The sequence below is a fragment of the Pseudomonas sp. NyZ201 genome (assembly GCF_049860765.1).
GTDB classification, from domain to species: Bacteria; Pseudomonadota; Gammaproteobacteria; order Pseudomonadales; family Pseudomonadaceae; genus Aquipseudomonas; species Aquipseudomonas bharatica.
The window spans coordinates 4,598,235-4,609,386 of record NZ_CP187557.1; the positions used below are offsets into that span (position 1 = coordinate 4,598,235).

Sequence of the window (11,152 nt, forward strand, 5' to 3'; positions counted from 1 at the left end):
ACTTGCCGATACAGCAATTGACTCTAGACTGGGTTCAGGCTCCACGCCGTACCCGTTGAAAATCTACAAGAACAAGGAGGCATCAGCCCCGTGGAAAGCCCCCGCCGATTCGACAATTTCGCGCAGTTCTACCCCTACTACCTGAACGAACACGCCAACTCCGCCTGCCGTCGCCTGCACTTCATCGGTACCACGCTGGTCATCGCCCTGCTTGCCTACACGATCGGCAGTGGCACCTGGGTGCTGCTGCTGGCAGTGCCGTTCGCCGGGTACGGCTTCGCCTGGATCGGGCACTTCTTCTTCGAAAAGAACCGGCCGGCGACCTTTCAGCATCCGTTCTACAGTTTGCTGGGGGATTTCGTGATGTATCGGGACATGTTGCGCGGGAAAGTGAGTTTCTAAAGGCTTGCACCACACCCTGTGGGAGCGGGTTCACCCGCGATTACGATAGTGAGCCCTCCATCGCAATCGCGGGTGAACCCGCTCCCACAGAGGTCGCGGTGGCCCCTCAGCCTTGCACGGATTCGGCCACCCTGGCGGCTTCCTCCTCCGCCATCCGCGCCTGATCCTCGGCCAGCCGGTACAGCTCGATGGTCCCATCCCAGTGCTCGATCAGCGCCGTGCACGATTCCACCCAGTCCCCGCAATTGAGGTAGTCCACCTCCCCCACCTTGCGGATCTCGGCATGGTGGATATGCCCGCAGACCACGCCGTGGAAGCCCTGCTTCACGCATTCATGGGCGATGGCTTCTTCGAAATCGCTGATGAAGTTCACCGCCGTCTTGACCTTGTGCTTCAGGTACGCCGACAGCGACCAATAGCCATAGCCGTAGCGCGCCCGCCAGTGATTGAGCCAACGATTCAGGGTCAGGGTGAATTCGTAGGCCGAATCACCGAGGAACGCCAGCCAGCGGTGGTAGCGGGTGATCACGTCGAACTGGTCGCCATGGATCACCAGCAGGCGGCGCCCATCGGCGGTCAGATGCTCGGCCTGGTCCACCAGGTGGATATTGCCGAGGATCAGCCTGGAGTAGCGACGCAGGAACTCGTCGTGGTTGCCGGTGACATAGATCACCTCGGTGCCGCGCTTGCTCATGGTCAGCAACCGGCGGATCACATTGGTATGTGCCTGCGGCCAGTACATGCCGCCGCGCAGTTTCCAGCCATCGATGATATCGCCGACCAGGTAGATGCGGTCGGCGTGGTAGCGCTTGAGAAACTGCGACAGGTGCTCGGCCTGGCAATCCCGCGTGCCCAGGTGCACGTCGGAAATCCACAGGGTGCGGACACGCCGCTTGCGCGTGGGCTTTAGAAACGCGGCACTGTTCATGGGCGAGGCTCCGGCTGACTTTGGTCGACCTTGCCAGCCAGCGGTTAATCCGACATGACAGCCATGCGGCAATCCCATGACAGCCGCCGGGGCGTACAATGGCAGCTTTCGCCCAGCCGGACACCACGCCAGATGAGCAACGGCCCGATTCTTTCCCTGCGCCATTACCGCGACGACCTGATCGCCCACGCCCACGACCACCCGCAACTGGTGTTCGGCCTCGGCGGTCGCCTGGATTTCGAGGTGGACGGCCGTGGCGGACGGGTCGAGCGCCAGGACCTGATGGTGATTCCCGCAGGTGCCCACCACACCTGCGGCAGCCCTGTCGGCAGCCATTGCCTGGTGCTGGATGTGCCGGCGGAAAACTGGCTGGCGCAGAGCCTGGGCGAGCGCAGCAGCGACTGCCTGCGCCTGCTGGACCGTCCTGGCCCGCTGCTGCTGGACAACCGCCAGCAACAGTTGGTGGACTGGCTGGCCCATGGGCCGATGGACGATCCACTGATCACCCGCCAGGGCGCGGTACTGCTGCTGGCCAGCCTGAATCGGGGCAACAGCCCGCTGCCGCCGTCGCGGGAGCTGCCCTACGCGTCCTTCGACGCGCATATCGAGCAATACGCCGCCTATCCCTTGCAAGTCGCCGACCTGGCCCGTCTCGCCGGCCTGTCCGGCGCCCGCCTGCATGCACGTTTCATGGCCGAACGCGGGATCACGCCGATGGAGTACATCCGCCAGCGCCGTTTGCTGCGCGGCCGCCAGTTGCTGCAAGGCAGCAGCCTGCCCATCGGCGAGATCGCCAGCCGGGTCGGCTACAGTTCCCAAAGCGCCTTCGCCGCCGCCATGCTCAAGGCCTTCGGTCGCAGCCCCGGCGCATTGCGCCGCGAGTCCGGCGACAACTGACGCGAGTCCGGCGACAGACAGCCCCGCTGTCGGCGCCGTAGACTGGCTGTGTCGATACCGGACCCCGCAAGGACTTCCATGAACCACCGCACTGCCCTCGGCGCCCTGCATATCGGCGCGCTGTTCTTTGGCCTGACCGGCGTCTTCGGCAAGCTGGCCAGCGCCTCGCCGTCGATCATCGTCTTCGGTCGGGCCGCCTTTGCGGTACTCGCCCTGGGCCTGTTCGCCCGCCTCGCCGGGCCGGGCTGGAAAGCGCTGCAAGCACAGGACTGGCGTCGCCTCGGGCTGGGCGGCGTATTGCTGGCCGGGCACTGGGTAAGTTTCTTCATTTCGGTAAAAGTCGGCGGCGTAGCCATCGCCACCCTCGGTTTCGCCAGCTTTCCGGCCTTTACCGTGCTTCTGGAAGGTGTGCTGTTCCGCGAGCGGATTCGCAGCAACGAGCTGCTGCTGGTGGGGCTGGTGACCGTCGGCCTGATCCTGGTGACACCGGAATTCAACCTGGCCAGCGAGGCCACCGGCGGCCTGCTCTGGTCGCTGCTGTCCGGCCTGCTGTTCTCACTGCTGTCGCTGACCAACCGTGCCGGCTCCGGACGGATTCCCGCAGTGCAGGCGGCGATGTGCCAGAACCTGGTGGTTGCCCTGTGCCTGCTGCCTTTCGCCGCGCCCGGCCTGGGCCAGGTGCCGGCCCTGGACTGGCTGTGGATCGGCCTGCTCGGGGTGTTCTGCACCGGCGTCGCCCATAGCCTGTTCGTCGCTGCCCTCGGCGTGATCAAGGCGCGCACCGCCGCCGTGGTGTTCGCCATGGAGCCGATCTACGGCATCGCCGTGGCCTGGATGCTGTTCGCCGAAACGCCCACGCCGCGCATGCTGCTGGGCGGCGTACTGATCATCTTCGCCATCGTCGTTTCCAGCCGACTGGCGGCCAGTGGCGGATCAACAAAGGTGGCTGCGGAGCATTAGCGATCGTTGTGGCCCAGGTCGCGTTGCGGGTCGATCCGGTCACGCACACGCTGCTTCAGCACCTTGGCCTCGGGGAAGCCGCCATCGGCCTTGCGCTCCCAGATCTGCACACCGTCGCAGGTAATGCGGAAAGTGCCGCCGGTGGCCGGCTCCAGGGCCACACGGGCCAGGTCGTCGCTGAAAGTGCTGAGCAGTTCCTGGGCCAACCAGGCGGCGCGCAGCAGCCATTGGCACTGGGTGCAGTAGGTGATGACGATCTCGGGCTTGGAGGTGCTCACGGTGGCGGTCTCAAAGGAAAGTAAGTGGCGCTTATACTAGCGGTTTGCCCTTGGCTTCGAGAATCGCGATGCGCTGCCTGCTGCTGTTTTTGCTTTTCCTGCTCCCGTCCCTGCATCTGGTCGCCGCCGAAACTGCCCGGCCCAAGGTCGGCCTGGTATTGTCCGGTGGCGCAGCCCGCGGGCTGGCGCATATCGGCGTGCTCAAGGCCCTGGAGGAACAGGGGGTGAAGATCGATGCCATCGCCGGCACCAGCATGGGCGCGGTGATCGGCGGGTTGTATGCCTCCGGCTACAAGGTCGAGGAGCTCGAAAAGCTGGCGCGCAGCATCGACTGGCAGCAGGCACTGTCCGACGCCCCGCCGCGCAAGGACGTGCCGTTCCGGCGCAAGCAGGACGACCGCGACTTTCTGGTGAAACAGAAACTCAGCTTTCGCGACGACGGCAGCCTCGGCCTGCCGCTGGGCGTGATCCAGGGCCAGAACCTCGCCTTGCTGCTGGAAAGCCTGCTGGCCCATACCAGCGACACCCGTGACTTCGACAAGTTGCCGATTCCCTTCCGCGCCGTAGCCACCGATATCGCCAGCGGCGAAAAGGTAGTGTTCAGCCGCGGCCACCTGCCCCAGGTGATTCGCGCCAGCATGTCAATTCCGGCGGTGTTCGCCCCGGTGGAGCTGGATGGCCGGCTGCTGGTGGATGGCGGCATGGTCGACAACATCCCCCTGGATATCGTGCGGCAGATGGGGGTGGACGTGGCGATCGTCGTCGATATCGGCACCCCGCTGCGCAACCGCAAGCAATTGGGCACAGTGGTGGACGTGCTCAACCAGTCCATCACCCTGATGACCCGGCGCAACTCCGAGGAACAACTGGCGGCCCTGCACCGCGATGACATCCTGATCCAGCCGTCGCTGGCCAGCATCAGCGCCACCGACTTCGGCCGCGCCGAGGAAATGATGGACGCCGGCTACCGGGCCACACGGATCCTCGACAATCGCTTTGCCGCCCTGCGTCCGCCCGAAGGCAGCGGCATCGAGCTGGCAGTAGCGCGCTCGCCGGACCAGCGCACGCCGATCATCACCGCGATCAAGGTGGAAAACGACTCCAAGGTCAGCGATGACGTGGTTCGCTACTACATCCGCCAGACCATCGGCCAGCCGCTGGACCTGGGGCGCCTGCAGACCGACATGGGCACCCTCTACGGCCTGGATTACTTCGACCGGGTGCAGTACCGCGTGGTGCACAAGGGCAAGGACAACACCTTGGTGATCACCGCCCGCGGGCGGCGTGGTGGTACCGATTACCTGCGCCTGGGGCTCAACCTTTCCGATGACATGCGCGGTGACAGTGCCTTCAACCTCGGCGCCAGCTATCGGGTCAACGGCATCAACCAGCTCGGCGCCGAATGGCTGACCCGGGCGCAGATAGGTGATGTGCAGGAGCTGTACAGCGAGTTCTACCAGCCGATGGACGTAGGCTCGCGGTACTTCGTCGCGCCGTTCCTGGAGCTGGGCTCGCAGAATATCGAGGCGACGCTGGACAACGATCCGATCGCCGAATACCGCCTGGAACGCTACGGATTCGGTCTCAATGTCGGTCGGCAGATCGGCACCAGCGGCGAGGTGCGCCTGGGGGTAGGCCAGGCCTGGGGCCAGGCGAAAGTGCGGGTCGGCGACCAGGACCTGCCGGAGATCAACTTCAACGAGGGCTACTACGACCTCAAGTACTCGTTCGACACCCTGGACAATGTCTACTTTCCCCACAGCGGGGAAGACATCCGCCTGACCCTGCGCCAGTTCGAGCCCGCCCTGGGGTCGGACCAGCGTTATCGGCAGTGGGATCTGAAGCTGGACAAGGCCTTGAGCAGCGGACCGGATACCTGGGTACTGGGCGGTCGCTATGGCCGTACCCTGGATGATGCCGACGTAGTGGTGTCGAGCTTGGTCATGGGCGGGGCGCGGCAGCTCTCGGGCTTCCGGCAGAATTCGCTGTCGGGGCAGAACCTCAGCCTGATGCGCATGGTGTACTACCGCCGGCTGACCCCGCGGGCCTATCTGCCGCTGGATTTCCCGTTATACCTGGGCGGATCGCTCGAGCGCGGGCGGGTGTGGAACAACGACAACGAATTCGACAGCGGCTATATCAACGCGGCGAGCATCTTCCTCGGCTTCGACACACCGCTGGGGCCGCTGAGCTTCAGCTATGGGTTCAATACCGAGGATGAGAAGGCGGTGTACCTGAATCTTGGGCAGACATTCTAGGGCCTCATCGCCGGCAACGCCGGCTCCCACAAGGTTCGGCGATGCACGCGATCCCTGTGGGAGCTGGCGTTGCCAGCGATGAGGCCAGTGACTTCGAAATCAAACCTTGGACTTGTCCAGGTTCGCCAGGATCCGCGTATGCACCCGCATGCACACCGCCAGGTCCTCTTCATCGACACCGGTGAACAGTTCCACGCGCAGGGCATTGGCGATGGTTTCGATCTGGTCGATCAATGGCTTGGCCGGAGGGCACAGGACGATCTTCTTGGCCCGCCGGTCTTCCAGCACCGCATGGCGTTTCACCAGCCCCTGTGCTTCCAGGCTGTCGAGCAATCGGGCCAGGGTCGGGCCTTCGACGCCCACGCTTTGGGCCAGTTCACGCTGGGTCGGGGCTTCGTCGAAACGGGCAAGGTGCAGCAGCACCAGCCAACGCGCCTGGGACAGGTTCAGGCCCGCCAGGCGGCGGTCCAGCTCGGCGCGCCAGCCTCGAGACATGTGGGCAAGCTGCATCCCGAAGCGGTGTTGATCGGTCAATGGCATGGAAAACTCATGGTCAGAACTAATTATTAGTCAGCTAACCATGGCCTTTGCGCTTAGGCAAGGTTCATCTTGACGACGATCTTGACCAAACGTAAGAAATAGTGACAACCCTCGCTACATCTCGAATTCGGCCGCCAGGGCGGCACGCACGCAGTAGAGCACCCCGTCCGGTACCCGCGAACCGAACAGCGGCTGGATCTCGGACACCGGCGGCAGTTCGCCTTCACCATCGAGGAAGGCATCCTGCACTTCCATCATCAGGTCTTCGGGCAGGTCCAGGGCCTGCTCCAGCGACAGCTCCTGACGACCAATCGCCTCGGCCAGCAGGCTGTAGACGTTCTTCTCGCTGCATTTCAGTTGCCCGGCAATCTGCGCAGGCGTCATGCCAGCGCGGGCCAGGCTGACCAGCTCGTGGCGCAGGTCGGTGACCACAGGTGGCGTTCCGGCCTCGCCGCCGAGTACCTCGAGGAAGGCCTCGCCGTAGCGTTCCAGCTTGCGTGCACCGACGCCGCTGACCCGCGCCATCTCGGCCAGGGTGGTGGGCTGGCTGCGGAGCATCTCCAGCAGGGTCGAGTCGGGGAAGATGACGTAGGGCGGCACGCCGTGTTCCTCGGCCAGCTTGCGCCGCAGGGTACGCAGGGCTTCCCATTGCTCGCGCTCGTCACCACGCACCAGTTGGCTGGCCGGACTGCCACCGCTGCTGCTGCCCTTGCTGGTGGTCTGCGGCTTGAGGTCACGGCGCAGTTCCAGGGTCACTTCGCCGCGCAACAGCGGACGGCAGGTATCGGACAGGCGCAGGCCGCCATAACCGTCCAGGTCTACATCCACCAGGCCGCGGGCCACCATCTGGCGGAACAGCGAGCGCCATTCGCCTTCGGCGCGGCCTTTGCCGACGCCATACACGGAGAGTTTTTCGTGACCGAAGTTGCGGACCTTCTCGTTGTCCTTGCCCAGCAGCACATCCACCAGATGACCGACGCCATAGCGCTGGCCGGTACGGTAGATCGCCGAGAGGGCCTGGCGCGCCGGCTCGGTGGCGTCCCAGGTCTGCACGCCATCGACACAGTTGTCGCAGTGACCGCAGGGGTTGGGCAGCTCTTCATCGAAGTAGCGCAACAACGCCTGGCGACGGCAGCGGGTTTCCTCGCACAGCGCAAGCATGGCATCGAGCTTGTGCTGCTCGACGCGCTTGTGCCGCTCGTCGCCTTCGGAGTTCTGCAACATCTGCTTGAGCATGACCATGTCCTGCAGGCCATAGGCCATCCAGGCGTCGGCAGGCAGGCCGTCGCGACCGGCGCGACCGGTTTCCTGGTAATAGGCTTCCAGCGACTTGGGCAGGTCGAGGTGAGCGACGAAGCGCACGTTGGGCTTGTCGATGCCCATGCCGAAGGCGATGGTCGCAACCATGATCAGCCCTTCCTCGTTGAGGAAGCGACGCTGGTTGGCGGCACGGGTCTCGGCAGGCAGGCCGGCATGATAGGGCAGCGCCGGGAAGCCTTCGCCGCACAGGAACGCGGCGACTTCGTCGACCTTCTTGCGCGACAGGCAATACACGATGCCGGCATTGCCGCGACGCTCGCCGAGGAACGCCAGCAACTGCTTGCGCGGCTGCTCCTTGGGCACGATGCGATAAAAAATGTTGGGTCGGTCGAAACTGGAAAGGAACCGCTCGGCATTCTGCAGATGCAGGCGGTTGACGATCTCTTCGCGGGTGCGCATGTCCGCGGTAGCGGTCAGGGCGATGCGCGGCACATGCGGGAAGAGCTCGGCCAACTGGCCAAGTTGCAGGTACTCGGGACGGAAATCGTGACCCCATTGCGAAACGCAGTGGGCCTCGTCGATGGCGAACAGGGCGATGTCCAGGTCACGGAGGAAATCCAGCATGCGTGGCTGGACCAGGCGCTCCGGTGCGAGATACAGCATCTTCAGCTCGCCGCGACGAATGCGTCCGGCCAGCTCGCGCTGCTGTTCCGGGCTCATGGTCGAGTTCAGGGACGCGGCAGCGACCCCTAGCTCGTCGAGGGTCGCGACCTGGTCTTCCATCAGCGCGATCAGCGGCGACACCACCACCGCCAGGCCGTTGCGCAGCAGCGCCGGAACCTGGAAGCACAGGGACTTGCCGCCACCGGTAGGCATCAGCACCAGCGCATCGCCACCCTTAGCCACGCACTCGATGATCGCCCCCTGGCGACCGCGGAAGCTGTCGTAGCCGAAGATATCGCGCAGAACGCGCTGAGCCTGTTCGAGCATAACCACTCCAAAATCGTGAACCCATCCTGGCCATACAGGCTGGATCAAAACCCTTCGCCTCTCACGGAAAAAAACGCAAGCAGCTTTTACCGGGCAAATTCCGCACCCGGCGGAAAAAAGCCGAGAGTATACCCGAGCCCCTGCCTGCGCAGGGCGACCGCGCGATAGAGCGTCATCCTTTGCCTTGCGAGGCCCGCACAATGCTAGAATTCAATATTGTTCCATTTTCAAGGTAGCCCCTAATGTCCTTCGCTGAGCAATTGACCCGCCTGCAAGTCTTCCTCGACGCCGACGAGCTGCATGAAGAGGCGTTGGACTACGTTGCCGCCCACGGCTACCTGACCGCGCTATCGATCTGCGCCGAAGAGGTGCCCGAGCGGGAATGGATCGACGCCCTGTTCTCCGAGGAGCCCCACTACGCCAGCGACGCCCAGCGCGCCGAGATCGAAGCCACCCTGGTCCAGCTCAAGGGCCATATCGCCCGCCAGTTGGCCAGCGACGAGGAATTCGAGCTGCCATGCGACCTCGACCTTGGCGACGAGCCGGACGATTCCGACCTGCGCGGCTGGTGCATCGGCTTCATGGAAGGCGTGTTCCTGCGCGAGGAAGCCTGGTTCGAAAGCGCCGAAGAGGAAGTCAGCGAGATGCTCCTGCCGATCATGGTCGGTTCCGGCCTGTTCGACGAGCAGCCCGAGTTCGCCGACATTGCCAGTGATGCGAACCTGATGGACGACATGATCGTGCAGATCCCCGAAGCGCTGACTGCCCTGTACCTGCTGTGCCACGCGCCAGACGAAAAACCGGCCCTGCTCAAACCGCGCCACCACTGATTCCGTGGTGGTGCGCTACCTGCTGCTGGCCACTGGCTGGCTCAGCGTCGCGTTGGGGGTGATTGGCATTTTCCTTCCGGTATTGCCAACCACCCCTTTTCTATTGCTCGCGGCAGCCTGTTTTGCCCGCAGCTCTCCGCGCTTTCATGACTGGCTGGTAAATCACCCGCGGCTCGGGCCGTGGATTCGTGATTACCTCAGTGGCGAGGGCATTCCGCTCAAGGGCAAGGTCTACGCCATCGGCCTGATGTGGGCGAGTATCGGCCTCTCCTGCTACCTGGTGCCATCACCTTGGGCCCGGGGCTTCATGCTGACCAGTGCGGTGCTGGTTTCGATCTATATCCTCAGGCAGAAGACCCTGCGTCGGCGGGACTAGGTTGAGGGCCTCATCGCTGGCAAGCCAGCTCCCACAGGGATCCAACCTGTGGGAGCTGGCTTGCCAGCGATAGGCATAGGTATCTACACAACTCCCATCATGGTCTATAAAAGGACCGCATGGATTCGAAATGACCGGGCTCGATGCCCGACTGATCAAGCGGTACGACGAGTTAGTGATGGGACATACCAACGCACTGGCGGGCTTGGCCGCCGGAATGAAGGCCCTGCCGCGTAGCGACAGGGCCTTTGCGCAAACACAGGCCATGTGGCGGTTTCTGGGAAACGATCGGGTTAAACCCAGTGATCTGGTGAAACCCTTGCTGGCATTGGCTCATGAGGGATGCAGCGAGGATTGCGATGAGTACGCATTGGTCATGCATGACTGGTCGCGTATCAACTTCATGCACCACCACAGCAAGACTGATCGACTGCAGATGACCCACAAGGGCGATGTCGGTTACGAACTGCAAAGCAGCCTGCTAGTGAGTGATCGTAATGGATCACCCATCTGCACGCCCGCTCAAAACCTGTCTGTGAAGGACGGAATACTCAGCACCCGTACTGATGAGCTCATTGCTCATGGCAAGCACATGGACGAGTTGGTGGACCGTGCTGCATGGCTTGAACAGCAAGGCTTTACCAAACCGCTGGTGCATATCGTCGATCGCGAAGCAGACTCGGCGGGACATCTGAGGCAACTGCAAGCTGGCAACCATCTTTGGTTGGTGCGGGCCAGGATGAACTCCACGGCTCAGTACCAGAATCGATCCCTCTCACTGAAGCTCATCGCTGAAGACTTGCCCTTCAGAGCCGCCCGAGGCGTCGTTTTCAAGGGAAAGCCGGCGATACAGTGGGTCGCAGAAACAGACGTAGTACTGACCCGAAAAGCCCAGCCAGCGGCTAAAAGCAGAGCAGAACGATTCAAGCTCCGCCAGCCAGGAACGCCTCTTCCTGCGCGCCTGGTTGTCAGCCGAGTCATGAGCGAGGCAGGAGAGCTGCTAGCCACCTGGTATCTGCTGAGCAATGTGGGCGAGGACGCAAATGCTGAGCAGATTGCGCTTTGGTACTACTGGCGGTGGCGAATCGAGTCCTACTTCAAACTGCTCAAGGAAGGTGGACAACAGCTCGAAAGCTGGCAGCAGGAAAGTGGTGAGGCCGTGTTCAAGCGACTGCTTATCGCAAGTCAGGCCTGTGCAGTAGCTTGGCGACTGATGCGTGCCGAGGGTCAGTTTGCCGAGCAAACCCGAACATTCCTGGTGCGGTTATCTGGCCGCCAGATGAAACGATCCCAGCCTGTGACTGCTTCAGCGTTGTTGGCAGGGTTGTACATGCTGTTAGCCATGACAGAAACGCTGGAGCAGTACAGTCCTCAGGAGCTTGCCGCATTTGCAAATGAAGCTGTTGGCTGGCTACCGAGGCAAAGGCGTTAGA

The 11,152-nt window shown here is 63.1% G+C and carries 11 protein-coding genes; 7 read left to right on the top strand and 4 right to left on the bottom strand.

Annotated elements, in window-relative coordinates:
- The first annotated feature begins 90 nt into the window (after positions 1-90).
- Complete coding sequence (locus ACPFMA_RS20455; RefSeq protein ID WP_425928552.1) at positions 91-402, top strand: Mpo1-like protein; 312 nt, start codon at positions 91-93, stop codon at positions 400-402.
- A gap of 106 nt (positions 403-508) precedes the next feature.
- Here the strand turns inward: ACPFMA_RS20455 and ACPFMA_RS20460 are convergent, their stop codons facing one another.
- Positions 509-1,330: a UDP-2,3-diacylglucosamine diphosphatase gene (locus tag ACPFMA_RS20460; protein ID WP_009405126.1), complete on the bottom strand. Its 822-nt coding sequence runs from the start codon at positions 1,328-1,330 to the stop codon at positions 509-511.
- Between the two features lie 132 nt (positions 1,331-1,462).
- On the opposite strand from ACPFMA_RS20460, the gene ACPFMA_RS20465 reads away from it, so the two are divergent.
- Entirely contained in the window at positions 1,463-2,227 is a 765-nt protein-coding gene (locus ACPFMA_RS20465) for an AraC family transcriptional regulator (RefSeq protein ID WP_425928553.1), read from the top strand.
- A gap of 78 nt (positions 2,228-2,305) precedes the next feature.
- Positions 2,306-3,187 carry a DMT family transporter gene (locus ACPFMA_RS20470; RefSeq protein WP_064301951.1) on the top strand — a complete coding sequence of 294 codons (882 nt, stop codon included), beginning with the start codon at positions 2,306-2,308 and terminating at the stop codon, positions 3,185-3,187.
- Here ACPFMA_RS20470 and ACPFMA_RS20475 read toward each other — a convergent pair.
- Positions 3,184-3,465, bottom strand: a complete 282-nt coding sequence (locus ACPFMA_RS20475; protein WP_064301950.1) for a SelT/SelW/SelH family protein — start codon at positions 3,463-3,465, stop codon at positions 3,184-3,186. The genes ACPFMA_RS20470 and ACPFMA_RS20475 overlap by 4 nt on opposite strands.
- Positions 3,466-3,533: 68 nt before the next feature.
- On the opposite strand from ACPFMA_RS20475, the gene ACPFMA_RS20480 reads away from it, so the two are divergent.
- Entirely contained in the window at positions 3,534-5,723 is a 2,190-nt protein-coding gene (locus ACPFMA_RS20480) for a patatin-like phospholipase family protein (RefSeq protein ID WP_425928554.1), read from the top strand.
- A gap of 99 nt (positions 5,724-5,822) precedes the next feature.
- On the opposite strand, the gene ACPFMA_RS20485 is transcribed toward ACPFMA_RS20480, so the two are convergent.
- Together ACPFMA_RS20485 and recQ are read right to left on the bottom strand one after the other, a co-directional pair.
- On the bottom strand, positions 5,823-6,263 hold the full coding sequence (locus tag ACPFMA_RS20485) for a MarR family transcriptional regulator (protein WP_009405134.1): 441 nt from the start codon (positions 6,261-6,263) through the stop codon (positions 5,823-5,825).
- A gap of 114 nt (positions 6,264-6,377) precedes the next feature.
- Positions 6,378-8,513 (bottom strand): DNA helicase RecQ, encoded by a 2,136-nt coding sequence (gene recQ / locus ACPFMA_RS20490; protein WP_425928555.1) that lies wholly within the window; start codon positions 8,511-8,513, stop codon positions 6,378-6,380.
- 242 nt (positions 8,514-8,755) lie between these two features.
- On the opposite strand from recQ, the gene ACPFMA_RS20495 reads away from it, so the two are divergent.
- From ACPFMA_RS20495 to ACPFMA_RS20505, 3 genes are all read left to right on the top strand, one after another.
- Entirely contained in the window at positions 8,756-9,343 is a 588-nt protein-coding gene (locus tag ACPFMA_RS20495; protein WP_009405136.1) for a YecA family protein, read from the top strand.
- A 10-nt stretch (positions 9,344-9,353) separates the two neighbouring features.
- On the top strand, positions 9,354-9,719 hold the full coding sequence (locus ACPFMA_RS20500; protein WP_064302006.1) for a YbaN family protein: 366 nt from the start codon (positions 9,354-9,356) through the stop codon (positions 9,717-9,719).
- Between the two features lie 130 nt (positions 9,720-9,849).
- Entirely contained in the window at positions 9,850-11,151 is a 1,302-nt protein-coding gene (locus ACPFMA_RS20505) for a transposase (protein ID WP_425928556.1), read from the top strand.
- Position 11,152 lies beyond the last annotated feature (1 nt).